The organism is Streptomyces sp. NPDC046909 (assembly GCF_040644695.1).
Taxonomy (GTDB): Bacteria; Actinomycetota; Actinomycetes; order Streptomycetales; family Streptomycetaceae; genus Streptomyces.
On the sequence record NZ_JBEYXC010000020.1, the window covers coordinates 136,521 to 160,419 of the forward strand.

Consider the following 23,899-nt stretch of genomic DNA (forward strand, 5'->3'; position numbering starts at 1 on the left):
TCCAGCGGCTCCTGGTGCTGCCTTAATCCGACGGTACCTTGCCTGGCCCCCCGTTCGGGCCCCCCTTGGCCCGGTTCACTTTGACGTGCAGCGTGTCAAAGCACACGAACCGTGCCAAGGGGCGGCAGACGATACAGCCTCCGACTAGCGGACGGCCGCGTTGTTCATCTTCCGGGTGGAGATGATCTGGTCGATGAGGCCGTACGAGAGCGCCTCCTCGGCCGTGAGGATCTTGTCGCGCTCGATGTCCTCGCGGATCTTCTCGATCGGCGTGGTGGAGTGCTTGGCCAGCATCTCCTCCAGCTGAGCACGCATCCGCAGGATCTCGTTCGCGGCGATCTCCAGGTCGGAGACCTGACCGCGGCCGGTCTCGCTGTACGGCTGGTGGATCAGCACACGGGCGTTCGGGAGCGCCATGCGCTTGCCCGGCGTACCGGCGGCCAGCAGGATCGCGGCGGCCGAGGCCGCCTGGCCCATGCAGACCGTCTGGATGTCGGGCTTCACGAACTGCATCGTGTCGTAGATCGCCGTCAGCGCCGTGAAGGAGCCGCCCGGGCTGTTGATGTAGACCGAGATGTCCCGGTCCGGGTCCATCGACTCCAGGCACAGCAGCTGCGCCATGACGTCGTTGGCGGAGGCGTCGTCGATCTGGACGCCGAGGAAGATCACGCGCTCCTCGAAGAGCTTCGCGTACGGGTCGTACTCGCGAATGCCCTGCGAGGTGCGCTCCACGAAGCGCGGGATGACGTACCGGGACTCCGCCGAGGGGCCCGTGTACTCGGCGCGTGTGCGGTCGTACAGGCCGCTGCCGGGGAAGTCGTTCACTGTCTCTCTCCTAGGGGCTGAGGCGGTCGGCTGGGGGCTTTGCGCGGGGTCTGGGTCTTTCCGGGCCCCTGCGGGGGTTCTCAGGCCCCGGTGCCGCCGCCGCCCGGCATGTTGGCGGCCGTGGTGATGACCTCGTCGATGAGGCCGTACTCCTTGGCCTCGTCGGCGTCGAACCAGCGGTCGCGGTCGGAGGCGCGGGTGATCTCCTCGAACGACTGACCGGTGTGCTGGGAGGTCAGCTCAGCCATGCGCTTCTTGGTGTGCAGAAGCCGCTCGGCGTGGATCTTGATGTCCGAGGCCGAGCCGGCGAGGCCGGCGGACGGCTGGTGGATCAGGATCTCGGCGTTCGGCAGCGCGAAGCGCTTGCCGGGGGTGCCCGCGCTGAGCAGGAACTGGCCCATGGAGGCGGCGAGGCCCATGGCGATGGTCACCACGTCGTTCTTGATGTACTGCATGGTGTCGTAGATCGCCATGCCGGCCGTGATCGAGCCGCCGGGGCTGTTGATGTAGAGGTAGATGTCCTTGTCCGGGTCCGCGGCAAGGAGCAGCAGCTGTGCGGTGATCTTGTTCGCGATGTCGTCGTCGACCGGCTGGCCGAGGAAGATGATCCGCTCGTTGAGCAGCCGGTTGTAGACCTGGTCGCCGAGGCCACCACCGATGGAAGGCTCGCCGGCGGCGGAGGGCATCAGATTCGTCACGTATCCACCTGCTCGTCTTACGACGGCGCCGGGCCGTCTTCACGTTTCCCTGCGTGTTCCCTGCGGGGCTGGAGCCACTTGGGGACTCCACTCCCCTCGTATTCATGGACCCTAACGCGCTGGTCCCTTCGGGGAATCCCGGATACGGGGCTGTTCGCCGGGGGCGTAGCGCCGGGCACCCCCGGCGGGAGGACCACTGGGTAGGCGAACGGGCCCTGGGTCATGAGTGACCCAGGGCCCGTCCTACGACCTGCTCGGTGCCGTGGGCTCAGCCCTCGGTCTTCTCCGGCTCGGCGTCCGTGGCGTCGGCCTCCGTCGCCTCCGCGGCGACCTCGGCGGCCGTCTCGACCTCGTCCTCGTCGTCGAGGTCGATGACCTCGCCGTTGGTGTCCTTGACCGTGGCGGCCTCGACGACGACCGCGAGGGCCTTGCCGCGGGCGACCTCACCGACGAGGAGCGGGACCTGGCCGCCCTCGACGACCGCCTGGGCGAACTGGTCGGGGGACATGCCGGAGGAAGCGGCGCGGCGCATGAGGTGCTCGGTGAGCTCCTCCTGGTTGACGTTCAGCTTCTCGCGCTTGACCAGCTCGTCGAGGACGAACTGGGTCTTGATGCCCTTGACCGCGGCGTCCTTGGTCTCGGTGTCGAACTCTTCCTCGGTCTTGCCCTGGATCTCCAGGTACTTCGCGAGGTCGAGGCCCATCTGGCCGAGCTGGTGGTGCTCCAGGTTGTGCTTGCGGGTGTTGATCTCGTCCTCGAGCAGCTTCTCGGGGACGGGCACCTCGACGAGCTCCAGGAGCTTCTCCAGGACGCGCTCCTGGGCCTGCGTGGCCTGGTCGTACTGCTTCATGTTCTCGAGGCGCTTGCGGCTGTCGGCCTTCAGCTCGTCGAGGGTGTCGAACTCGGAGGCGAGCTGCGCGAACTCGTCGTCCAGCTCGGGCAGTTCGCGGGCGGCGACCTGGGTGACCCTGACGGTGACCTCGGACTCCTTGCCGGCCGCGGAGCCGCCCTTGAGCTCGGAGGTGAAGGTGGCCTCGCCACCGGCCTCCAGGCCCTTCACGGCGTCGTCGATGCCCTCGAGGAGCTCGCCGGAGCCGATGGTGTAGGAGACACCGCTGGCGATGCCGTCCTCCAGCACCTCTCCGTCGACCTTGGCCTCCAGGTCGATCGTGACGACGTCGCCGTCCTCGGCGGCGCGCTCGACGGGAGACGTCGACGCGAAGCGCTCACGGAGCTGCTCCACCGACTTCTCGACGTCCTCGTCCGTCACCTCGACGGCGTCGACCTCGACCTCGATGGAGGAGAAGTCCTCGGGGAGCTCCAGGGACGGGCGGATGTCGACCTCGGCGGTGAAGTTCAGCGTGTCGCCGTCCTTCAGCTCGGTGATGTCGACCTCGGGCTGGCCCAGGACGTCCAGCTCGGCCTCGTTGACCGCTTCGGTGTAGAACTTCGGAAGCGCGTCGTTGACGGCCTCCTCCAGCACAGCACCACGGCCGAACCGCTGGTCGATGACGCGGGCCGGGATCTTGCCCTTGCGGAAGCCCTTCACCGTGACCTGCTGGTTGATCTTCTTGTACGCCGCGTCGAGGCTGTCCTTGAGCTCCTCGAAGGGCACCTCGACAGTGAGCCGAACCCGGGTCGGGTTCAGGGTCTCCACGGCGCTCTTCACGGTTCGGTCTCCTTGTGGCTGACTTCTTGGATTCTGCCGGTGCCAGAACGGCCCCGGCGGATTCGCCGCCCGGAGGACGTCGTCAGGGTCCGACGAGAGACACACGGGCATGCAGCTTGCATAGTAACCGCAGCCGCGACACGCCCCAAAAGGCGATCAAGAAAGGTGGTCGGGGTGGCGGGATTTGAACCCACGGCCTTCCGCTCCCAAAGCGGACGCGCTACCAAGCTGCGCCACACCCCGTCTGGTGCGACACGTAGGGTACATGCCCGCAGGCCGCGGGACCGCCGCATTTACGGGGTGTGCGGCGAGCGGCCCCGACCCGCTACGATGCCTTCTGTGCCGCGGTCACCTGACCTGCGGCGCGTCCTGTGCGGGCGTAGCTCAATGGTAGAGCCCTAGTCTTCCAAACTAGCTACGCGGGTTCGATTCCCGTCGCCCGCTCCATACGGCTCAGGGCCAGGTCAGAGGATCAATCCTCCGCCTGGCCCTGAGGCGTTTTCGCGCGGGTTCCGAGGGGCCGTGGGGTCAGAGGGTCCGTACGTCAATCGTGTACACGGAGCGGAGGCCGTACGGGATGTAGAGGGCGTCGCCGACGAGGGTGAGGGGGGCGCCGGTCGGGGGGCCTTCGACGGCGCCGTCGTCGCGGCCCGGGAGGGTGCCCTCTACCTCGCCGGTGGCGCGGTTCAGGGCGGCTAGACGGCCGCTCGGGGAGGCGACGTAGAGGCGGGTGGCGGAGACGGTCGGGGGGCCGGACTGTTCGACGCCGGAGTTGGCCGCCCAGAGTTGCCGGCCGGTGGCCGGGTCCACCGCGCGGATGCCGCCGTTGGTGAGCGTGAAGTAGAGGGTGCCGCCGGTGAGGGTGGGGGTGGCGGTCGCGGGCTGGGACTTGGCGAGCTTCACGGTCGTGACGATGTGCGTGGCGGTGTTGATCAGGGTCAGGGTGCGGTGGGCGCCGGTCGTCCGCATCAGCACCAGGCGGCCGTCGTGTCCGCCGACGATGTTCATGTCGCCCTTGAGTTTCACGGTCCAGCGGGGTTTGCCGGTGGCCGGGTCGAGCTGGGCGACGGTCGTGTTCTCGATCTCGTCGGAGGTGTATTTGCCGGTGAGCAGGTATGCCTGTCCGGCGACGCTGTGCAGGAGGGCGAGGTACTGCTCCGGGTTGGGCAGGGGGCGCTTCCAGCGGACTTTGCCGTCGTCGGCGTCGAGGAGGGCGTACTGGCTCCCTGTCCTGCCGTACATGGTGACGACGCCCGCGGGGACGGCCGCGGAGGCGCCCTGGTCGCTGCTGGGCTCCGTGCCGTTCTCGCTGTCGGCGGTGACCGTCTTCCAGATGACCTTGCCGGTCTCGGCGTCCACGGCCTGGATCGTGTAGCGGACCGGGGTCGTCGTCGCGTCGGCCACGGGCCGGTCGTCGGCGCCGTAGACGTACACCCGGCCTTTGCGGGTGCCGATGATCGTGCCGCCGCCGGAACTGCTGCTACTGCTGAAGTCGTCGCCGTCGGCGGTCCCGTCGATGGGCAGGGCCCAGGTGTTCCTGCCGTCGGCCAGGGCGAAGCGGGTCGCCATGATCTCGTCGCCCGCGCAGACGAGGGACGTGCCGGAGGAGGTGCAGCGGTTGAAGACGGTGGAGGGGCCGATCGGGTCCTTGTCGAGGCTCGGGTCCTTCGCCTGCCGGTGCCAGGGCTTCCAGCCGGCCGGGAGGCCGCCGGAGGCGGATGAGCCGGCGTCGTCGGTCAGCGCGAGTGTCGTGGTGGCCGCCGCCGCCAACGCCAGGGTGCCTGCCGCGGCGGTCAGCCAGAGGCGCCTGCGGCGGCGGGACTTGCCCGCGTCGCCCGCGTCGACCAAGGTCGGCTGCGCTTCCGCGGGGCGCGGGGCGGGCCAGTCGCCGTCGCGCAGCAGGCGGAGCAACTCGTCCGCCGTGGGGCGGGACTTGGGGTGCTTCTCCAGGCAGAGGCGGATGAAGGGGAGCAACTCGGCGGGGACGTCGTCGAGTTCGGGGGTGCCCTCGACGACGCGGATCGCGGTCTCGTAGGGGCTGGGGCTGTCGAAGGGGCCGCGGCCCGAGGCGGCGTACGCGACCACCGCGCCCAGCGAGAAGATGTCGGCCGCCGGGCCCACGTCCTGGGGTGCGGAGAACTGTTCCGGGGACATGAAGGGCGGGGTGCCCATCACGCGGCCGGTCTGGGTGAGGACGTCGGAGGCGGCGAACTCGGTGGCGCGGGAGATGCCGAAGTCGATGACGCGGGGGCCGTCGTCGGCGAGCATCACGTTGGCCGGTTTCAGGTCGCGGTGGACCACTCCGGCGCGGTGGATGTCGCGGATCGCCTCCGCGAGGCCCGCGGCGAGTTCGCGGAGGCGAGGCAGGGGCAGGGGGCCGTTGTCCTGTATGTGCGCGCCCAGGTTCGCGCCCGGTATGTAGAGCGTGGCCATCCAGGGGCGCGACGCGTCGGCGTCGGCGTCCACGACGGGCGCCGTGAAGGCACCGCTGACCTGGCGGGCGGCGGCCACCTCGCGGCGGAACCGGGCACGGAACTCGTCGTCGTCCGCGTACTGGCCGTGCACCACCTTGACCGCGAGACGGCGGCCGGAGGCGGAGCGGGCGAGGTAGACCACGCCCATTCCGCCGCTGCCCAGACGGTCCTCGATGCGATAACCGCCCACCTCCGCCGGGTCCGAGTCGCGCAGCGCCATCCCCGTACGTCCCCCTGTTGTCCGTCACCGGCCCCCATGACCAGGCTGGTCAGCCTAGCCCGGCGGGGTCAACAGGGTCAGAACTGGATCGAGTTGATGGTCTCCGCTATCGAGTCGAGGAAGCGCTGGATGTCGTCGGCCATGCCGGTCGAGGCGAGGAAGAAGCCGAACAGCACGGCGACGACGGCGGGTCCGGCCTTGAGGGATCCGCCACGGATCAACACCACCAAGATGATCGCCAACAGCAGCACCACTGACAGCGAAATGGCCACAACTGATCACACACCCTCGGTCGGTCCGCTCTCCCGGCCCGGAGGTGCCAGCCCGCGCACCCCCGCCAGGAACCATCGTGCCACCAACCAGGCCGCTCTATGCGGCTGGTGAGGCATCGTTGACCACACCTGTGCCTGATCTGTGCGCCGGCCGTCCGGCCCGACCCTCAACCCGCCTTCAACCCGCCTTGTTTCGTACGGGAATTCGAGGGTGCACCCACACAGGGAATTCGACGAGATCGTTTCGGTCTCCACACATCTTGTTCGCAGGTAATTCGAAGGGCCGCCACAGATGCAGGAATCGGACATTCCGGCAACGTCGCCTGCTGGCCTTATGCCCCATTTAATGGTGATGAATCATGCCAAGAGTGGCCTCAGGAATGGTGTGTTGACCGTCACTTCAAAAAATCGCCGACTTCACGATTTCCGGGGTATCCGAAGCCGATAACCAGGAATGACCTGGCGAGTTTTACGGAAACGCACAGACAACGCTAGGGTGCCTCAGATGTTCCACGCCGCCCAGTCCCCCAAGCCCGTCGGCAAGCAGCGCGACGCGTTCTTCGACAACGCCAAGTACCTGGCGATCGTGCTCGTGGCCATGGGCCATGCCTGGGAGCCGATCAAGGGCGACAGCCGGATCCTGGAGGGCGTGTACACGGTCGTGTACTCGTTCCACATGCCGGCGTTCATCATCATCTCGGGCTTCTTCTCCCGCAGTTTCGACATGCGCCCCGACCGGCTCAGGCGACTGATCACCGGCGTCGCGGTGCCGTACATCGTGTTCGAGACCGCGTACTCGCTCTACCACCGCTACTTCGAGAACACGCCGGGCCATCCCATCAGCCTGCTCGACCCCTGGTATCTGACCTGGTTCCTGTGCGCGCTCTTCGTCTGGCGGATGGCCACGCCCATCCTCAAGATGATCCGCCGGCCGCTCCCCTTCGCGCTCGGCGTCGCCATGCTCGCCTCCGTCACCCCGTCGATCGGCGACGACCTGGACCTCCAGCGGATCCTCCAGTTCCTGCCGTACTTCGTGCTCGGGCTGTGCATGAAGGCCGAGCACTTCCACATGGTGCGCACCCGTGCCGTGCGGATCCTGTCGGTGCCGGTGTTCGCCGCCGCGCTCGCCGTCGGCTGGTGGGCCGTGCCGCGCATGAACACCTCGTGGTTCTACCACCGGGACGCCGCCCAGCAGTTGGGCGCGCCGTGGTGGGCCGGGCCGGTCATGGTGCTCGCGATGTTCGGCTGCTCGCTGCTCCTGACGGCCTGCTTCTTCGCCTGGGTGCCGCGCCGGAACATGTGGTTCACGGCCCTCGGCGCGGGCACGCTGTACGGCTATCTGCTGCACGGCTTCGTCGTGAAGGCCGCCGCCTACGAGGGCTGGTTCGACCACGCCTGGCTGCACCGCCCGCTCGGCGAGATCCTCGTCACCCTCCTCGCGGGCGCCGTCGTCACCCTGCTGTGCACCAAGCCCGTACAGCGGGTCTTCCGGTTCGCGATGGAGCCGAGCATGGAGTGGGCCTTCAGACGGGACGCGGCGGAAGTGGCGCGGGAGCGGCAGCCGCGGGAGCGCCGCGAGAAGGTTCTCGCCTAAGACACTTTCTTGCTTATGTCCGCTTCGGACTTTCGTTCACCCCAGACCGAGAAGCGCGCGCATCCGTGCGTACTTCTCGGTCAGTCGTTTCCGGGTCTCCTCGTCCAGGATGGCCAGGCGCGCCGGGTCTGCGTTGTGTGCCAGGTCCGACTCCTTCACCAACAGCGCGCCGGGAGTGGCGAGGATCCGTCCCGCGTACGCCTCCGGGGGCTCTCCGGACCGTTTGGTGACCGCGAGCACGATGTCCTTCGTACGGCGGCTCAGCGCGGCCTCCTCCAGCCAGTGCGCGGAGAGCGCGTCGTCCTCGACGGCGTCGTGCAGCCAGGCGGCGGCGATCTGGTCGGCGTCGCCGCCCCGCGCGCGTACGCCGTCCGCCACGGCCTGGAGGTGCTCGGCGTAGGGCCGGCCCGCCTTGTCGGTCTGGCCCTCGTGGGCGGCGCGGGCGAGGGTCTCCACCTCGGCCGGGGTCAGGGTGCTCGGTGCCTCTGTCACTCCTCCAGTGTCTCCCCGCGCAGTGCCGCGCGGGCGGGAAGGGTCGCGGCGGCGAGGCCGAGGACGACGACCGTCCCGGCGAGGGAGCCGTAGACCAGCGGCGGGATGTAAGGGCCTTGTCCCGTCAGGCCGTTCATCATCGGGACGAGCGTGGCGAGCGCGATGCCCGTGCCGAGGGCGATGCCCGCGAGGGCGACCAGCAGGGCCTCCCAGCGGATCATGCGCAGTATCTGGCGGCGGGTGGAGCCGATGAGGCGGAGGGTGCCGAGTTCGCGGCGGCGGTCCAGGACCGTCATCACCAGGGTGTTGACGGCGGCGACCGCCGCGAAGCCGCCGAGGACGGCCGCCATGACGTTGTTCGCCCAGGCGTTGAGCTCGCGGTCGACGGACTGGGCGGTGGTGTAGTCGGCGCGGGCCAGCACCGTGCCGAGCTCCCCCAGACCGGTCGCCGCGCCCTTCGTCCACAGCTCGGTGTCGAAGGCGGAGGTGACGTGGGCGGCGAGGTCGGCGCGGGCCATCGTCACCTGGGACAGTCCCATGCCGCGTCCGTACGTCGCCACGATCCGCGGCGCCGCCTTCGTGCCGTCGGGCAGCCGGATGGGGAGGCGGTCGCCGACCTTCGCGTCCGCGGTGCCGGCGAGCGAGGCGTCCACGGCGATCTCGCCGGGTTTCAGGGACAGTCGGCCGTCCATGACGTCCAGGTCCTGTACGGCCGCCAGATCGCGTGCGGAGCCCGTGACGCCCTGCGCGGTGGCGGCTTCCAGGGTGCCGCCGGAGCCGGGGACCAGCACGGAGGTCTTCAACAGGCCGACGGCGGCGGTGACTTCGGGGGTGCGCTCGGCCCGTCGTACGGCGTCGGGGGCGAGGCCGGGGCCGGTCGCGGTGACGATGTGGTCGGCGGTGATCCCGTCGCGCTGCTGCTGTGCGGTGACGTGGTCCTCGCTGGTGTGCAGGAAGAGCAGGACCGAGGAGAAGGCCATGGCGAGCACGATCGGGGTGATCGCGGAGGCCAGACGGCGGGCGTTGGTACGGGAGTTGGCGGCGGCCAGGACGGCGGAGGCGCTCGCTCCGCGCAGCGGGAGGCCGAACAGGGCCGCGCAGGCGCGGGCGACGAGCGGGCCGAGCAGGGCCACGGCCAGCATGAACAGCATGACGATGCCGAGCGCGGTGTTGGCCGCGTCCTCGCCGGTCATCGAGGCGGCCAGGCCCGCGCAGACGAGGCCGCCGACCGCCGCGGCGATGCCGAGCGGGGTGCGGATCCAGCCGACGCGCAGCCGCTCCACGGACGCCTCGGTCAGGGCCTGGCCCGGCTTGATGCGGGAACTGCGGTGGGCGGCCGTGTATCCGGCGACCAGGGCGGTCAGAAGGACGGCGCCGGCGGCGGAGACCAGCGGGATCCAGGAGACGGCGAGGTCGACGTCGCGCGGGAGCGCGCCCCGGTCCCGCAGCTGGCCGAACCACCAGGCGGCGAGGGCGACTCCGGGGACGCAGCCGGCCGCGCCCGCGACGGGGGCGATCAGGAGTGCTTCGGTGGCGATCGTGCGGCGGATCTGGCGCGGGGTGGTGCCGATGGCGCGCAGCAGGGCGAACTCGCGGGCGCGCTGGCCGACGGCGAGGGCGACGGTGCCGGCGGCGGTGAACATGGCGACCATCGTGGCGACGCCCCCGAAGGAGGCACCGAGGGCGATGAGGATCTCCTTGGCCTCGTCGAGGCTGGGGTCGGCGACGGTGCCGCGGCCGTCGCCGGTGTGGACCTTGGCCTTGCCGCCGAGGGCGTGGGCGACCTGTCCGGCGAGGGTGTCGGTGCTGACGCCGGGCTCGGGGAGTACGGCTATCGCGTCGACGCGGCCGGGGTGCCCGGAGAGCCGTACGGCTTCGTCGTCCGCGAACCAGGCGGTGCGTTCGGAATCGCCGAGGGCGCCTTCGGTGGTGCCGGCGACGCGGTAGGTGCGGGTGCCGGTGGGGGTGGTGAGGGTGACCTCGTCGGCCGGGGTGGCGTGGCTGAGGACGACCTCGCCGGGGGCCGGGGCGTGGCCGGTGGCGAGGTGGTCGCCGGTGAAGGTGGTGGAGGACCAGTTGTGGGCGGTGAGGGCCGTGTCGTGGGGGCCCTTCGCCGGGAAGGTGACGTCCGCGACGGCCGTGCGGGCGCCGGGGGCCTCGGCCGCCTTCGCCACCAGGGACGCGTCCAGGCGGGCGCGGTCCGGGAGGGGTTCGCTGTCGGCGCTGTCGCCCTCGCCGTAGTGGGCCCGCTGGTCGGCGGCGGCCACGACGGGGGCGTGCGCGTAGCGGGCGGGCGGGACCTCGGCCCGTATACCCGTCTCCAGGAGGATGCCGCAGGCCGCCACGATCATCGCGGCCATGGCGAGCGCGACGAAGGTGCCGACGAACGCGGAGGGCCGAAAGCGGAGCGCTGCGCGGGCCAGGCCGTTGGGCGTGAACATCGGGGGGTCCTAAGGGTTGAGGCGTGTGTGGTTCGTGGCCGGGTGCGGGTGGGTGGGTGCTGGTCGCGCCCACGCGGCGGAGCCGCATATCGATACAGCCCCGCGCCCCTAGGTGGATTGAGTGCCCGTTCGCCGAGAAGTTGGCCGGCGCCTTCGTCACGCCGCTGCCGGTATGTGGGCCCGTCGCGCCGTCAGGGTCGTCATGTGTGCCGCTATCCGGTCCGGGGTCGTGCGGTCCAGGTGGGCGGCCAGTTCGCCGTCCGCGAGGAACAGGACCCGGTCGGCCCAGGCGGCGGCCGTGGGGTCGTGGGTGACCATGACGACCGTGGCGCCCTGGGTGTCGACCGCGTGGCGCAGGAGGGCGAGGATCTCCGACGCCGTGGTCGTGTCGAGGGCGCCGGTCGGCTCGTCCGCGAAGACGACGTCGGGGCGGGTGACCAGGGCGCGGGCGATCGCGACCCGCTGCTGCTGGCCGCCGGAGAGCTGGCCGGGGCGGCGGCGGGCCTTGTCGGCGAGGCCCACCTGGGCGAGGACCTCGGCGGTGCGGCGGCGGTCGGGGCGGTGGCCGGCGAGGCGGGTCGGGAGGGCCACGTTCTGCTCGACCGTGAGGGACGGGAGCAGGTTGAAGGCCTGGAAGACGAAGCCCAGGCGGGTGCGGCGCAGAGCGGTGAGCCTGTTCTCCTTCATGCCGGTGATCTCCGTGCCGCCGAGGCGGACCGTGCCGGAGGTGGGGCGGTCCAGGCCGGCCGCGCACTGGAGGAACGTGGACTTGCCGGAGCCGGACGGGCCCATGACCGCGGTGAAGGTGCCGGGCGGGAGGGTGAGGTCGATGCCGCGGAGGGCGTGGACGGCGCTGCGGCCGCGGCCGTAACGCCGGTGTACGCCGTGCAGTTCTACGGCCCAGTCGGCGGGCATGGGCGGTCCTTCCGTTCGTTCGCGGGGTGTGTCTCGAACGTACGGATTCGGGGGGTGCCGCGGCCATGTGGGCGGCTGGCGGATACGGGCGGGGGTAAACCCCACCCCCGCCGACCGGTTCCTGGCCTGTTCCTAGAGGTTGGCGGCCTGGGCCGTCGGGCCTTCGCGGCAGATCAGCAGCAGGGCCCGGTCGTCGTTGACGTCCTTCGCCACCGCCTCGATCAGGTGCCAGGCGGCGCCGTGGAAGCCGCCCGCCACATAGCGGTCGGCCTCGCCGGTCAGGCGGTCGATGCCCTCGACGATGTCCCGGTCGGACGTCTCGACCAGGCCGTCCGTGAAGAGCATCAGGACGTCGCCCGGGCGCAGGGAGCCCTTCACCGGGTCGAACTGGGCGCCGTCGTACACGCCGAGGAGGGGGCCTTCCGCGGCCTTCTCCTCCCAGCGGCCGCTGCCCGCGCTGAGCTGGAGGCCCGGCGGGTGGCCGGCGGAGTAGAGCTCGTAGTCGCCGGAGTCGAGGTCCAGGACCAGGTGGATGGAGGTCGCGAAGCCCTCGTCCCAGTCCTGGCGGAGGAGATAGCCGTTGGCGGCCGGGAGGAACGCGTGCGGGGGCAGGCTGCCCAGCAGGCCGCCGAAGGCGCCGGACAGGAGCAGCGCCCGGGAGCCCGCATCCATGCCCTTGCCGGAGACGTCCGTGAGGACGACCTCAAGGGTGCGGCCGCCGTTGGTGCGGGCCGCGACCACGAAGTCGCCGGAGAAGGACTGGCCGCCCGCCGGACGCAGCGCCATCTCGCGGTGCCAGGCCGGGGGCAGCTTGGGGAGCTTGCTCTGGACCCGGATGCGTTCGCGCAGGTCGAAGAGCATGGTGCCGCCGCGCCGCCAGGGCACGCCGACCCGGCTGCGGAACTGGGCGATCAGGAGGCCGAAGAAACCGCAGGCCGCGACGACGAGCACGATGCCCGGGGTGACTCTGGAGGGGCCCTCCGTGTACGGGCCGAGCTGCACCGACTCCACGATCAGTGCCGTCGCCGCCGCCGCGTACAGGCCGAGCAGGCTCGCCGGGCGCAGCAGCAGGCCGCCCGCGACGATCGGGAGGACCAGCGCGGCCGGGGAGCACCACACCGAGTTGGCGAGCGTCGTGGCCGCGATCAGCGGGATCGTGATGAGCAGACCGGCCAGGGCGACCCAGTCCGAACCGTCCCCGCGGAAGTAGTCCACGGCGCTTCTGCGCAGCCCTGTGCGGGCCCGGTGCCACTGCATCTTCAACCGGGCCGTGAACGTCTCGGCTTCCGCGCGCCGCTCTCGTCCTGCTGCCATTAGTTGGGGACCCTATCCATCGGACCAGCTGCTTGGCACGGGAGGTCCCACTTGTCCCCCGTCCGAGGTTCAACTTCACAGTGAACTTCACAGAAAGCCGTCGTGCCGCCGTCACGGAGAAATTCCCTGGCTCGCCCCGCAATGCCCTGGTAGTCATGGTCCATGGCTTCTGACTGGGCGACCGACCTGCGGGTGCTGCGACCGGACGAGTGGGACGAGTGGTACGACACCCTGATCCGCGCCTTCGGCGGGGTGCCGGAGTCGACGGAGGAGCGGGAGCTGTGGAACTCGCTCACCGAGCCGGACCGCTCCATCGGCGCATGGGACGGGGACCGGTGCGTCGGGTCGGCGGGGGTGTTCAGCTTCCGGCTGACGGTACCCGGCGGCGCGGCGGTGCCTGCCGCCGGCGTGACCATGGTCAGCGTGGCCGCGACGCATCGGCGGCGCGGGGTGCTGACGTCGATGATGCGGCGGCAGCTGGACGACGTACGGGAATGGGGATGGCCGCTGGCCGTGCTCACCGCGTCCGAGCCCGCGATCTACGGGCGGTTCGGGTACGGCGGGGCCACCTTCCATCTGCACTCCGAGATCGACACCACACGGGTACGGCTGTCCGTGCCGCCGGGGACGGATGACGTACGGCTGCGGTACGCGGACCCCGTCGCGGCGCTGGACGCGTGCGAGGCGGTGTACGCGCGGCTGGTGCCGCTGCGGCCGGGGATGGTCGTGCGCAATCCCGGGTGGGAGCGGCTCGTGGTGCTCGACCCGGAGAGCGAGCGGGGCGGGGCGTCGCCGATGCAGTGCGTGCTCGCGGAGCGGGACGGGGAGCGGGGCCGGGAGGTCGTCGGGTACGCGCGGTTCGCCGTGAAGCCGGAGTGGGATCTCGGCGGGCCCAAGGGGACCGTGATCGTGCGGGAGGTGCAGGGGCTCGATCCGGCGGCGGACGCGGCGCTGTGGCGGTTCCTGTTCGACATCGACCTCACGTCGACGGTGTCGGTGCGGGGGCGGCCGGTGGACGAGGTGTGGCAGTACCTCGTCTCCGACTTCCGGCGGTGCGCGCCGCGGGTGCGGGACTCGTTGTTCGTACGGCTGGTGGATGTGGGGGCCGCGCTGGAGGCGCGGACCTATCAGGCGCCGGTGGATGTGGTGTTCGAGGTCGCCGACGAGTTCTGTCCCTGGAACGCGGGGCGGTGGCGGCTCTCGGGGGACGCGAAGGGGGCGTCCTGCGAGCGGACCGACGACGCGGCGGATCTCGCCTTGTCCGTACGGGAGTTGGGGGCGGCGTATCTCGGCGGGGTGAGCCTCGTCTCGCTGGCGGCGGCCGGGCGGGTGCGGGAGCTTCGGCGGGGGGCGTTGGGGGAGGCTTCCCTGGCGTTCGGGTCCGCGGTGGCGCCGTGGTTGCCGCACGGGTTCTGACGGTTTCCCGGACTGGTCAGGGTTTCTGGCAGGTCGGGCACCAGAAGAGGTTGCGGGCGGCGAGGTCGGCGGTGCGGATCTCGGCGCCGCAGATGTGGCAGGGCATGGTGGCTCTGCGGTAGACGTACACCTCGCCGCCGTGGTCGTCCTTGCGGGGCGGGCGGCCCATCGCCTCCGGCATGTGTTCCGGGCGGACCGTGTCGATGCGGTTGTTCTTCACGCCCTCGTGCATGAGGTCGACCAGGTCGTGCCAGATCGCGTCCCATTCGGCGGGGGTGATCGTGTTGCCCGTGCGGTACGGGTCGATGCCGTGGCGGAAGAGGACCTCGGCTCGGTAGACGTTGCCCACGCCCGCGATGACCTTCTGGTCCATGAGGAGGGCGGCGATCGTCGTACGGCTTCGGGAGATCCGTCGGTACGCGGCGTCGGGGGCGGCGTCTGCGCGGAGGGGGTCCGGGCCCAGGCGGTCGTGTATCGACTGCTTCTCGGTGGGGGTGATGAGGGCGCAGGTGGTGGGGCCGCGGAGGTCGACGTACGCGGTGGGGTTCGCGAGGCGGAGGCGGACCGTGTCGGTGGGGGGTGGGGTGGGGGTGGGGCCGTCGGTCACCTTGCCGAAGGTGACCTTGCCGAAGAGGCCGAGGTGGATGTGGATCCAGTCGGTGGCGGCTCGGAAGCCGAGGAAGAGGTGTTTGCCGTGGGCTTCGGTGTGGGTGAGTTCCGCGCCGGTGAGGAGGGTGGCGGCTTCGGTGAACTTGCCCTGGGGGCTGGTTACCTGGGGGGTTGTGCCGAGGAAGGCTGCGGCGTAGTCCTGGGCCAGGCGGTGGATCGTGTGCCCCTCCGGCACGGTGGCTCCTCTTTTGTGTTCGGGGGTGCGGGTCTGTGTTCGGGGGTGCGGGTCGGGTTTTCCTCGCCCCCGCCGCCCCTACCCGTCCCATCCTCCAGGGGCGCTGCCCCTTCGACCCCGACCGCCCTGGGGGCTCCGCCCCCAGACCCCCGTCGGCCCCGAAAGGGCCTCGTCCTCAAACGCCGGACGGGCTGAAGTGACCTGAACCGGCAGCGAGAAGCGAAGCCCCCAGCGGGTGGGTGGGGGTTGGGGATGGCAGTCCCCCGGTGGGTGGGGGCCGGGACGGCAGTCCCCCCGGGTGGGTGGGGGCCGGGACGGCAGTCCCCAGCGATCCCTACTGCTGCGGGTGGTGTGCCGGGATCGGGGGGAGGTCGCCCGTCGTCTCGTAGGCGGCCAGCATTTCGATGCGCCGGGTGTGGCGGGCGTCGCCGGAGTACGGGGTGGCGAGGAAGGTTTCGATGAACTTCGTCGCCTCCTCCGTCGAGTGCATGCGCGCGCCCACCGCGACCACGTTGGCGTTGTTGTGCTGGCGGCCCAGGGACGCCGTCTCCTCGCTCCAGGCGAGGGCCGCGCGGACGCCCTTGACCTTGTTCGCGGCGATCTGCTCGCCGTTGCCGGAGCCGCCGATCACGATGCCGAGGGCGTCGGGGTCCGCCGCCGTCTTCTCCGCGGCGCGGAGGCAGAAGGGGGGGTAGTCGTCCTGGGCGTCGTAGATGTGGGGGCCGCAGTCGACCGGGTCGTGGCCGGCCGCCTTGAGCCACTCGACGAGGTGGTTCTTGAGTTCGAAGCCCGCATGGTCGGAGCCGAGATACACGCGCATGGGATGAGTGTGTCACGGCTGTTTCCGGGCAGCAGCCTCGGGTGTCGGGCAGGAAAACAGTGACCCCAGCCACAGAAGCTCAAGAAAACCTCAAGTAACAATCTGGATTCGAAGGTTCATTTATCTATTTGCCTCTGATTCATTGAGGCGATCCCGCTCTCCCCTCCCCCCACGCCCCCCCACAACCGGCACGAAGGAACTTCCGTATGACTGGTCTCCAGGCCGGGCTCAAGAACCGCCATCTGTCCATGATCGCCATTGGTGGTGTCATCGGCGCAGGTCTGTTCGTCGGTTCCAGCTCCGGTATCGCCACCGCAGGCCCCGGCATCCTCCTGTCGTACGCACTCGTCGGCACGCTCGTGGTGCTGGTGATGCGGATGCTCGGTGAGATGTCCGCCGCCAATCCGACCTCAGGCTCGTTCTCGGCCCATGCCGACCGGGCGCTCGGGCGCTGGGCCGGGTTCTCCATCGGCTGGCTGTACTGGTTCTTCTGGGTCGTGGTGCTGGCCGTGGAGGCCACCGCCGGTGCCGTGATCCTCGAAGGGTGGGTCCCCGCCGTCCCGCAGTGGGCGTGGGCCCTCATCGTGATGGTGGTCCTCACCGCCACCAACCTCGTCTCCGTCGGGTCCTACGGCGAGTTCGAGTTCTGGTTCGCCGGGATCAAGGTCGTCGCCATCGCGGCGTTCGTGGTCATCGGCGGGCTCGCCGTCTTCGGGCTGCTGCCCGGCGTCGACTCCGACCAGGCCGGACTCGGCAACCTCACCGAGCACGGCGGCTTCCTCCCCCACGGCGCCGGCGCGATCCTCACCGGCGTCCTGCTCGTCGTGTTCTCCTTCATGGGCAGCGAGATCGCCACGCTGGCCGCCGGCGAGTCCGAGGACCCGCAGCGGGCCGTGACCAAGGCCACCAACAGCATCATCTGGCGAGTCGGCGTCTTCTACCTCGGCTCGATCTTCGTCGTGGTCTCGCTGCTGCCGTGGAACGACCCGTCCATCAAGAAGGACGGCTCCTACGTCGCCGCCCTCGACTCCCTCGGCATCGCGCACGCCGGTCAGATCATGAACGTCATCGTGCTGACCTCGGTGCTGTCCTGTCTCAACTCCGGGCTCTACACGGCCTCCCGCATGGCCTTCTCGCTCGGCCAGCGGGGCGACGCGCCCAAGGCGTTCGCGAAGACCAACGGCCGTGGTGTGCCGCTCACCGCGATCCTCGCCTCTGTCGTCTTCGGGTTCGTCGCGGTCTTCTTCAACTACCTCTCCCCCGACACGATCTTCCTCTTCCTCGTCAACTCCTCCGGTGCGGTCGCCCTGTTCGTCTGGCTGGTGATCTGCTTCTCCCAGCTGCGGATGCGGAAGATCATCCAGGCCGAGGCGCCGGAGAAGCTGGTCGTGAAGATGTGGCTGTACCCGTATCTGACCTGGGCGACGGCCGGGCTGATCGTGTTCGTGCTCGGTTACATGCTGACCGACACGAAGGGGGCGAGCAGCGGGCGTACGACCGTGCTGCTCTCGCTGCTCGTCGCGGCGTTCGTGCTGGGCATCGCCCTCATGAAGGAGCGGCTGGGGCGCGGTCGGGCCGCCGTTGTCCCGGATGAGATCCGCGACGAGAACGTCAAGGTCGGCTGACGCCATCGAGTGACCTGGTGACCGAGTGACCTGGTGACCGAGTGACCTAGTCACCTAAGGGGCCCTGCCGTCCGCGGGGCCCCTTAGGTGTCAGAGGATCGTGAAGCTGTCCGTCACCTTGTTGTACGTCTTCGTCGCCTGGGTCTCGATGGCCGGCTGGTACCAGGTGTTGACCTGGTACGACTTGCCGTCCGCGTTGAAGCCCAGGAGGCGGGCGTGCCACTTGGTGCCCTTCATGGTGAAGGTGTACTCCCAGACGACCGCCGGGTAGTCGCGGAACGTCGTCTCCTCCAGGCGGATCTTCCGGTAGTCCTGGCCCTCGTGGGCGTTCTGCTCCGAGGTCCGCCAGGTCTCCATCAAGTCGCCGCGCGCCAGTGAGGACTTGGCCACGAGTTCCTGTTTGCCGTCCGGGGACGTGTAGTGGACCTCCGCGCCCGTCTTCACGTCCCTGCGCCAGTCCTTCGGCGTCGCCCACGCGAACCCGCCCGCCTCCCGGTGCGCGCCCGGCGGCAGCGACTGCGGCCTCGACGTGCCCTCGACGGTGGGCGACGGGCTGATCTTCACCGAGGCGGACGGCGTGGGCGAGCCGCCGCCCGCCTGATTCCCGCCGGGCGAGCCCGAGTTCATCAGCAGGACGACCGTGACGACCGCGGTCGCGGTGACGGCCGCCGCGCCGACGAGGAGTCCGGTACGGCGGTGAGGGCGCCGCGGGCCCGGCAGCTCGCCTGGGAGCACGCCGGGGAGCACGTCGGGCGGCATCCCGTACGTCGACTCCGGCATCGGGCGCCGCTCGGTCTCCACCTCGGAACGGTCGAGGGAGACCCCGCCCAGTCCTTGCGTCGCCGCGCCGCTGCTCCCGACGGGGGTCTCGGAACGGACCTCCGAACTGGTGGACGAGGCCGCTTCCGTGGAGGCGTTGCCGGGGGCGGAGGTGGGCGTGGCCACGGGGGGCGCGGGGTGGCGGCGGTCCAGGCTTACGCGGCGGGCGGGGGTGGTTGCGCGGGGTGGGGGGTGCTCGTGGCGGGTGGGGGTGCGGGTGGGTTGGGGCGTGGAGTGGGCGGTGTCGGGGGGTGCGGGGTGGTGCGCGTACCCCTCGGGGCCGGCCGCGTCCGGGAGCGCGGGGCGCTGGGTCTGCCCGTGGGGGTCGGCCTTGTCCGGGGTTGCCGGGCGTTGGGTTTCCGCGGGTGCCGTGCGCTGTTGCGGGATCGCGTCGTGTACGGCTTCGGGGTCCGGGTGGGTCTCCGGCTCGGGGCGCCTGGGGTCGCGGGCGAGGGGGACCACTCGGGAGGCGTCCAGGTAGGCGGGGGTGGGGGATTCCCTTGGGGACCAGGGGAGTTGGGGGGTTGCGCGGTCGGAGGTCGGGGGTTGCGGAGTGGGCGTGGAGGGCGTGGGAGGTGCCTCGGGTGTGGAGGGCGCTGACGGCTCGGGGGCGGGGTCGGGCTCGGACCCGGTGGCGAGCTCTCGCGCCGGTTCGGGCTCAGTCACGGCAGGCCGGTCCGTCGGCTCCGACGCAGAAGGCTGATGCGTGGGCTCGGTCGCAGATGGCTGATCCATGGGCTCGGACGCAGAAGGCTGACCCGTCGGCTCCGGCGCGAGAGGGCGGCCCGGGTGTTCCGCCCCGGGTCCGGCGGGGTGTTCCGATCCGGCTTCGGACAACTCCCCAGGACCAGGCCCAGGACCAGGCGGACGCCCGGGCCCGGCCTCGGGTAGCCCCGCAGGACCAGGACCGGACAGACGCCCAGGCCCGGCCTCGGACACCTCCGCAGGACCAGGCACCCACCCCGCCCCAGGACCCGCCAACAGCTCGGGCCCGGCACCAGCCACACCCCCAGGCTCAGGACCGGACAACCGCCCAGGCCCGGCCTCGGGCAGCTCCGCAGGTCCAGGCACCCATCCCGCCCCGGGCTCCGCCGACAGCTCCGGCCCAGCACCAGCCAAGTCCCCGGACAAGTGCCCCGACTCAGGCACCCACCCCGCCTCAGGCGTCCACCCCACCTTCCGCTCCCCCGGACTCTCCGGCCCAGCCCCGGACAGATACTCCGGCTCCTCGGGGGCCACGCGGCTCTCCGGTTCCGCCGGCTGCCCCTGGATCGGCCCTGCCTCCGGCTGACCTGCCTGGGGCGCCTCGGCTGACGTTCCCCCCGGCCCCGGCTCCAGCACCGGCGTTTCCGGCACCCCGTGTTCTCCCCCGGTCACCGACACCGTCGGCGTAGGGGGCGGGAATGCCACCGGGTGGAGGGCGATCTCCAACTCGGGCAGGCCCGGGCGGACTTCCGGTTCCTTTTCCAGCAAGGCCGCCAGGATGTCGCGCAACGGGCCTGCCGCAGAAGGGAGTTCGGGCTCCTCGTAGAGGACGGCGTGGAGGGTGGCGAGGGTGGTGTCGCGGGAGAAGGGGGAGTGGCCGCCCAGGGCCGCGCAGAGGGTCGCGCCGAGGGACCAGATGTCCGATGGGGGGCCCTGCGGGCGGCCGGAGACCCGTTCCGGGGCCATGTAGTCGGGCGAGCCGACCAGCATGCCGACCATCGTCAGGGCCTTCGCGTCCTGGATGGCCGCGATGCCGAAGTCCGTGAGGACGACGCGGTGTCCGTTGCCCTCGACGAGGACGTTGCCCGGCTTGATGTCCCGGTGCAGGACGCCCCGGGCGTGCACCTGACGCAGTGCCGTCACCAGGCCGATGCCGATGCGGGCGGTCTCCTGGGGGCCGAGCGGGCCGTCCTCGACCATCATGCGTTCGAGGGAGCGGCCGGCGACCAACTCCATGACGATCCACAGGCGTTCGCCCTCGTCGACGACGTCGTAGATCCGTACGACGTTGGGGTGGTCGATGCGCGCCGTCGCGCGGGCCTCGCGCAGCGTGCGCTCCCGGCGCGTACGCGCGTCCTCCGCGTCGAGTCCGTCTATGCGCATCTCCTTGACGGCGACCTGCCGGTCGAGCATCTCGTCGGCGGCTCGCCACACCCGCCCCATTCCCCCCTGACCAATGCTTTCGACCAGGCGATAACGTCCCGTCACCAATTTTCCGGGAGCGCCGCCGCTCCTCGCGTTTCCCGCGTTTCCCATGTTCCCCGGCAATCCGTTGCACCCCCTCAACCACGCACCGGTCAACCCCTACTTCAACACAATGGTCACACTTCGCGCCGTACCAGCATAGTGCGGAGAAATCTTGTGGTAGCTCTTCAAGTACTGCGAATTCAGGCGCAGCCAAGGGGGACGAACATGAGTTCTCGTCGTATGACGACGATCGCGGGATCGCTGGTCACGGCATCTTTTTCGGCCGTGCTGATCCTTTCCGCCACCGCCGCCGCGGAGGAAGGGCCCGGAAGCAGCAAGGGGGGAAAGGCCGTTGACGAGGCACCGGCGGGAGTGAAGCTGATCACGCTGCTGCCCGAACAGATCTCGGTCGACAACAGTTCCGAAAAGACCGACATCACCGCCACGGTGAAGAACGAGGGGACCAAGGACAGCGGAAAGATCCAGCTTTTGGTCGTCGGTTTCGACGGCCTCACGGTCAATGACGTTCAAGGGTGCTCCTCGATTGCCGAAAGCGATCTTCCGGAGGGCTCGAACAGCGGTTTCGCCTGCCCGATCGACAATCTCGCGGCCGGTAAGTCGAAGTCGTACGCCGTGGACGCGTCATTCGATCTCGGAAAGACCGGAAAGATCTGTCTGCCGGTGCAGGCCGGTGACGGGAAGAAGACGTTCTGGCAGCAGGGCCCGGTTCCGTTCGGTACGACGAACCCGTCGCCGAACGCCCCGGCCACCCCGCTGCTGCTCGGCACCGACAACAAGCCGGTGGCACCGGGCGGCGACGAACTGCCCAAGACCGGTCCCACCCGCGACATGCTCCCGCTGGGCGCGGCGGGCGCGACCCTGCTGACGGCCGGTGCGGCGGGGCTGTGGTGGGCGACACGGCGGCCCAGCCGCAGGGCCGACTTGACCTGAGCCGGTCTGACCTGAGCCGGCCCAGCCAACGGTGGAGGCATAACCTGACGGAATCTGTCAGGTTATGCCTCCATCCTGCGGTGCATGAACAGTCACGCAGCAGAGGAACTCGCCGGATTCCAGACCGGGTTCGCGGTGCGCCCCGCACAGCTCGTCACCGCCCGCTCCGCCGACGACATCGTCTCCGCCGTCCGTCACGCCGCCGCCGAGCGGCTGTCGATCGCCGTGCAGGCCACCGGACATGGGCTGCCGGGACCGGTGGAGGGCGGCTTGCTCGTCTCCACGAGGCTCATGGACCGGGTGGCCGTCGACCCCGTCGCCCGCACCGCCCGCCTCCAGGCCGGTGTCCGCTGGGGCCAGGTCGTCGAAGCCGCCGCACCCCACGGGCTCGCCCCGCTCAACGGCTCCGCGCCGAGCGTCGGTGCCGTCTCCTACACGCTGGGCGGTGGACTCGGCATCCTCGCGCGGGAGTTCGGGTATGCCGCCGATCATGTGCGGTCCCTGGACGTCGTCACCGGGGACGGTGAACTCCGGCATGTGACCCGGGAGTCCGCGCCCGAGCTGTACTGGGGGCTGCTCGGCGGCGGCCACAGCCTCGGCGTCGTCACCGAGTTGGAGATCGGGCTCGTGGGGGTCGGGAAGGTGTACGGCGGCTCGCTCTCCTTCGACGGGCGGGAGGTCGATGCGGCGGAGGTACTACGGGCGTACGAGGCCTGGACGCGGACCGTGCCGGACGGGCTGACCTCGTCCTTCGCCGCCGTACCGTATCCGGATCTGCCCGGCCTGCCGCCGCAGCTGCGGGGGCGGTACGTCGTCTCCGTGCGGCTCGCCTGGACCGGCGCCGACGGTGAACGGCTCGTCGCCCCGCTGCGGGAGATCGGGCCGGTGCTGTCCGACTCGCTGCGGGAGATGCCGTATGCCGAGAGCCACACCATCCACAGTGATCCGGACTTTCCGCACTCCTACTACGGGGACAGCGCGTTCGTGAGCGAGCTGGACCTCGACGTGGCCGGTGAGGTGCTGCGGGCCACCGGGCCGGGTGCCGGGGCCATGGTCGTCGTACAGGTCAATCATCTGGGTGGGGCGCTCGCCGCGTCCGCGTCCGCGTCGGCGAACTCCGTGCCGTGGCGTGAAGGGCGGTTCCTGGTGCGGCTGTTGGCCATGGGGGAACGGGAGAAGGGCCGGGCGGTTCTCGATCCGGTCTTCGGCCTGCTCGCGCCCGTCACGCTCGGGCGGGCCGTCAACTTCGCGTTCGGGGGCGGGGATCGGACTGCCGGGTTGTACGAGCCCGGGACGCGGCAGAGGCTCGCCGGGCTGAAGTCGCGCTACGACCCGGCGAGCCTGTTTCCCGACTACGTCGGCGAGTTCAGCGCTCCGCGCGGTTGAGGAACTTCCAGGCCGTGGGCAGCAGGCCCATCGCCACGGCCGCCTTGACGGCGTCGCCGATCAGGAACGGGGTGAGGCCGGCCGCGATGGCGGCGGAGGCGGACATGCCGGTGGCGAAGGCGAGGTACGGGACGCCGACGGCGTAGATGATCGCCTCGCCCACGAGCATCGCGCCGGCCGTGCGCAGTACCGAGCGGTCGGCGCCGCGGCGGGCCAGGGCGCCGACGACGGTGGAGGCGAGGATCATGCCGAGGATGTAGCCGAAGGAGGGGGCGCTCGCGCCGGAGGTGGCGCCCGCGAACCACGGCATGCCCGCGACGCCCGCGATCGCGTACAGCGCGAGGGAGAGGAAGCCGCGGCCGGCGCCCAGGCTGGTGCCGACGAGCAGCGCGGCGAAGGTCTGGCCGGTCACCGGCACCGGGGAACCGGGCACCGGCACGGAGATCTGGGCGGCGAGGCCGGTGAGCGCGGCGCCGCCGACGACGAGCGCGATGTCGCGGACTCGGGAGGCCGGGAGCAGGTCGGCGAGGACCTGGCCGGGGCGGGCTACGGGGGCGACGGCGGTGCTCATGGGGACTCCGCGAGGGTATGAACGGCGGGGGACATCGCGACGCTATCCCGGGCCCCGCGCGCCGATCACCGTCAGCCGTCGACAAAGGCTGGAGCTGCGGCTTGGTGGTCTCCATACAAAGGATGCGGGTTACACCCGGTACGGGGTGACCCCGGTCACTGAGGCGGGGACGTTTCACTCACGTGTCGAGTGTGAACGGCGTCTGTAGGGTCCCACCAAATGCGGCTGGGCACTCTGGCCGGATCCGATCGGTGCCCCTACCCTTCGAGCCATGGTCGCCCAGGCTCTCACCCTCACGTCGCGTCGCCATGTCGACCTGCGACGCGTGAGCGCTGCCGCCTGTCGCCGTCCCGGGTGAGGCCGCTCCGGCGTGCCTCGCCC

19 protein-coding genes and 2 tRNA genes are annotated in these 23,899 nt (G+C 70.6%); 7 read left to right on the forward strand and 14 right to left on the reverse strand.

The window, feature by feature from the left end; all coding sequences use genetic code 11:
- Window positions 1-144: 144 nt before the first annotated feature.
- The 4 genes from ABZ928_RS44950 to ABZ928_RS44965 all read right to left on the reverse strand — a co-directional run bounded on the left by ABZ928_RS44950 (window position 145) and on the right by ABZ928_RS44965 (window position 3,435).
- Window positions 145-825 (reverse strand): ATP-dependent Clp protease proteolytic subunit, encoded by a 681-nt coding sequence (locus ABZ928_RS44950; RefSeq protein WP_289920139.1) that lies wholly within the window; start codon window positions 823-825, stop codon window positions 145-147.
- Window positions 826-905: 80 nt separating this feature from the next.
- Complete coding sequence (locus ABZ928_RS44955; RefSeq protein ID WP_030601513.1) at window positions 906-1,511, reverse strand: ATP-dependent Clp protease proteolytic subunit; 606 nt, start codon at window positions 1,509-1,511, stop codon at window positions 906-908.
- Window positions 1,512-1,791: 280 nt separating this feature from the next.
- Complete coding sequence (gene tig / locus ABZ928_RS44960; protein ID WP_361532949.1) at window positions 1,792-3,192, reverse strand: trigger factor; 1,401 nt, start codon at window positions 3,190-3,192, stop codon at window positions 1,792-1,794.
- A 166-nt stretch (window positions 3,193-3,358) separates the two neighbouring features.
- Window positions 3,359-3,435, reverse strand: a tRNA-Pro gene (locus ABZ928_RS44965).
- A gap of 130 nt (window positions 3,436-3,565) precedes the next feature.
- Between ABZ928_RS44965 and ABZ928_RS44970 the strand changes: the two genes are divergently transcribed.
- Window positions 3,566-3,639 (forward strand) — tRNA-Gly (locus ABZ928_RS44970).
- An 81-nt stretch (window positions 3,640-3,720) separates the two neighbouring features.
- On the opposite strand, the gene ABZ928_RS44975 is transcribed toward ABZ928_RS44970, so the two are convergent.
- Both ABZ928_RS44975 and ABZ928_RS44980 read right to left on the reverse strand, forming a co-directional pair.
- The gene (locus tag ABZ928_RS44975; RefSeq protein ID WP_361532952.1) at window positions 3,721-5,886 is read right to left on the reverse strand and encodes a serine/threonine-protein kinase; all 2,166 of its coding nucleotides are present in this window, start codon (window positions 5,884-5,886) and stop codon (window positions 3,721-3,723) included.
- A 77-nt stretch (window positions 5,887-5,963) separates the two neighbouring features.
- Complete coding sequence (locus tag ABZ928_RS44980) at window positions 5,964-6,158, reverse strand: hypothetical protein (RefSeq protein WP_150949237.1); 195 nt, start codon at window positions 6,156-6,158, stop codon at window positions 5,964-5,966.
- Between the two features lie 505 nt (window positions 6,159-6,663).
- On the opposite strand from ABZ928_RS44980, the gene ABZ928_RS44985 reads away from it, so the two are divergent.
- Window positions 6,664-7,752, forward strand: a complete 1,089-nt coding sequence (locus tag ABZ928_RS44985) for an acyltransferase family protein (protein WP_361532956.1) — start codon at window positions 6,664-6,666, stop codon at window positions 7,750-7,752.
- Window positions 7,753-7,788: 36 nt separating this feature from the next.
- Here the strand turns inward: ABZ928_RS44985 and ABZ928_RS44990 are convergent, their stop codons facing one another.
- The 4 genes from ABZ928_RS44990 to ABZ928_RS45005 form a co-directional block, all read right to left on the reverse strand.
- Window positions 7,789-8,244 (reverse strand): HD domain-containing protein, encoded by a 456-nt coding sequence (locus ABZ928_RS44990; RefSeq protein ID WP_361532959.1) that lies wholly within the window; start codon window positions 8,242-8,244, stop codon window positions 7,789-7,791.
- On the reverse strand, window positions 8,241-10,685 hold the full coding sequence (locus ABZ928_RS44995) for an FtsX-like permease family protein (RefSeq protein WP_361532962.1): 2,445 nt from the start codon (window positions 10,683-10,685) through the stop codon (window positions 8,241-8,243). The genes ABZ928_RS44990 and ABZ928_RS44995 overlap by 4 nt, the downstream gene beginning before the upstream one ends.
- 156 nt (window positions 10,686-10,841) lie before the next feature.
- Entirely contained in the window at window positions 10,842-11,600 is a 759-nt protein-coding gene (locus tag ABZ928_RS45000) for an ABC transporter ATP-binding protein (RefSeq protein ID WP_361532965.1), read from the reverse strand.
- A gap of 132 nt (window positions 11,601-11,732) precedes the next feature.
- Window positions 11,733-12,914 carry a PP2C family protein-serine/threonine phosphatase gene (locus ABZ928_RS45005; RefSeq protein WP_361532968.1) on the reverse strand — a complete coding sequence of 394 codons (1,182 nt, stop codon included), beginning with the start codon at window positions 12,912-12,914 and terminating at the stop codon, window positions 11,733-11,735.
- 162 nt (window positions 12,915-13,076) lie between these two features.
- On the opposite strand from ABZ928_RS45005, the gene ABZ928_RS45010 reads away from it, so the two are divergent.
- Complete coding sequence (locus ABZ928_RS45010; RefSeq protein WP_361532971.1) at window positions 13,077-14,330, forward strand: GNAT family N-acetyltransferase; 1,254 nt, start codon at window positions 13,077-13,079, stop codon at window positions 14,328-14,330.
- A gap of 16 nt (window positions 14,331-14,346) precedes the next feature.
- On the opposite strand, the gene ABZ928_RS45015 is transcribed toward ABZ928_RS45010, so the two are convergent.
- Both ABZ928_RS45015 and ABZ928_RS45020 read right to left on the reverse strand, forming a co-directional pair.
- Window positions 14,347-15,174: a DNA-formamidopyrimidine glycosylase family protein gene (locus ABZ928_RS45015; protein ID WP_361532974.1), complete on the reverse strand. Its 828-nt coding sequence runs from the start codon at window positions 15,172-15,174 to the stop codon at window positions 14,347-14,349.
- Window positions 15,175-15,508: 334 nt separating this feature from the next.
- The gene (locus tag ABZ928_RS45020) at window positions 15,509-15,994 is read right to left on the reverse strand and encodes a ribose-5-phosphate isomerase (RefSeq protein WP_361532977.1); all 486 of its coding nucleotides are present in this window, start codon (window positions 15,992-15,994) and stop codon (window positions 15,509-15,511) included.
- 206 nt (window positions 15,995-16,200) lie between these two features.
- Between ABZ928_RS45020 and ABZ928_RS45025 the strand changes: the two genes are divergently transcribed.
- Entirely contained in the window at window positions 16,201-17,619 is a 1,419-nt protein-coding gene (locus ABZ928_RS45025; RefSeq protein ID WP_361532980.1) for an amino acid permease, read from the forward strand.
- A 90-nt stretch (window positions 17,620-17,709) separates the two neighbouring features.
- On the opposite strand, the gene ABZ928_RS45030 is transcribed toward ABZ928_RS45025, so the two are convergent.
- Window positions 17,710-20,679 (reverse strand): protein kinase, encoded by a 2,970-nt coding sequence (locus tag ABZ928_RS45030; RefSeq protein ID WP_361532983.1) that lies wholly within the window; start codon window positions 20,677-20,679, stop codon window positions 17,710-17,712.
- A gap of 156 nt (window positions 20,680-20,835) precedes the next feature.
- Between ABZ928_RS45030 and ABZ928_RS45035 the strand changes: the two genes are divergently transcribed.
- Both ABZ928_RS45035 and ABZ928_RS45040 read left to right on the forward strand, forming a co-directional pair.
- Complete coding sequence (locus ABZ928_RS45035; protein ID WP_361533084.1) at window positions 20,836-21,561, forward strand: LPXTG cell wall anchor domain-containing protein; 726 nt, start codon at window positions 20,836-20,838, stop codon at window positions 21,559-21,561.
- 84 nt (window positions 21,562-21,645) lie between these two features.
- Entirely contained in the window at window positions 21,646-22,947 is a 1,302-nt protein-coding gene (locus tag ABZ928_RS45040; RefSeq protein WP_361532986.1) for an FAD-dependent oxidoreductase, read from the forward strand.
- Here ABZ928_RS45040 and ABZ928_RS45045 read toward each other — a convergent pair.
- Window positions 22,928-23,518: a biotin transporter BioY gene (locus ABZ928_RS45045; protein ID WP_361532989.1), complete on the reverse strand. Its 591-nt coding sequence runs from the start codon at window positions 23,516-23,518 to the stop codon at window positions 22,928-22,930. The genes ABZ928_RS45040 and ABZ928_RS45045 overlap by 20 nt on opposite strands.
- Before the next feature lie 271 nt (window positions 23,519-23,789).
- Between ABZ928_RS45045 and ABZ928_RS45050 the strand changes: the two genes are divergently transcribed.
- Window positions 23,790-23,876, forward strand: a complete 87-nt coding sequence (locus ABZ928_RS45050; RefSeq protein WP_353694792.1) for a putative leader peptide — start codon at window positions 23,790-23,792, stop codon at window positions 23,874-23,876.
- Window positions 23,877-23,899: the final 23 nt, after the last annotated feature.

Bases quoted from the DNA above. Each gene is read 5' to 3' on its own strand.
- ABZ928_RS45050 (WP_353694792.1), top strand. From the start codon at position 23,790: ATGGTCGCCCAGGCTCTCACCCTCACGTCGCGTCGCCATGTCGACCTG.
- ABZ928_RS45030 (WP_361532983.1), bottom strand. From the start codon at position 20,679: ATGGGAAACGCGGGAAACGCGAGGAGCGGCGGCGCTCCCGGAAAATTG.
- ABZ928_RS45000 (WP_361532965.1), bottom strand. From the start codon at position 11,600: ATGCCCGCCGACTGGGCCGTAGAACTGCACGGCGTACACCGGCGTTAC.
- ABZ928_RS45025 (WP_361532980.1), top strand. From the start codon at position 16,201: ATGACTGGTCTCCAGGCCGGGCTCAAGAACCGCCATCTGTCCATGATC.
- ABZ928_RS45035 (WP_361533084.1), top strand. From the start codon at position 20,836: ATGAGTTCTCGTCGTATGACGACGATCGCGGGATCGCTGGTCACGGCA.
- ABZ928_RS45040 (WP_361532986.1), top strand. From the start codon at position 21,646: ATGAACAGTCACGCAGCAGAGGAACTCGCCGGATTCCAGACCGGGTTC.
- ABZ928_RS45010 (WP_361532971.1), top strand. From the start codon at position 13,077: ATGGCTTCTGACTGGGCGACCGACCTGCGGGTGCTGCGACCGGACGAG.
- ABZ928_RS44955 (WP_030601513.1), bottom strand. From the start codon at position 1,511: ATGCCCTCCGCCGCCGGCGAGCCTTCCATCGGTGGTGGCCTCGGCGAC.
- ABZ928_RS45045 (WP_361532989.1), bottom strand. From the start codon at position 23,518: ATGAGCACCGCCGTCGCCCCCGTAGCCCGCCCCGGCCAGGTCCTCGCC.
- ABZ928_RS45020 (WP_361532977.1), bottom strand. From the start codon at position 15,994: ATGCGCGTGTATCTCGGCTCCGACCATGCGGGCTTCGAACTCAAGAAC.
- ABZ928_RS45005 (WP_361532968.1), bottom strand. From the start codon at position 12,914: ATGGCAGCAGGACGAGAGCGGCGCGCGGAAGCCGAGACGTTCACGGCC.
- ABZ928_RS44985 (WP_361532956.1), top strand. From the start codon at position 6,664: ATGTTCCACGCCGCCCAGTCCCCCAAGCCCGTCGGCAAGCAGCGCGAC.
- ABZ928_RS44995 (WP_361532962.1), bottom strand. From the start codon at position 10,685: ATGTTCACGCCCAACGGCCTGGCCCGCGCAGCGCTCCGCTTTCGGCCC.
- ABZ928_RS44975 (WP_361532952.1), bottom strand. From the start codon at position 5,886: ATGGCGCTGCGCGACTCGGACCCGGCGGAGGTGGGCGGTTATCGCATC.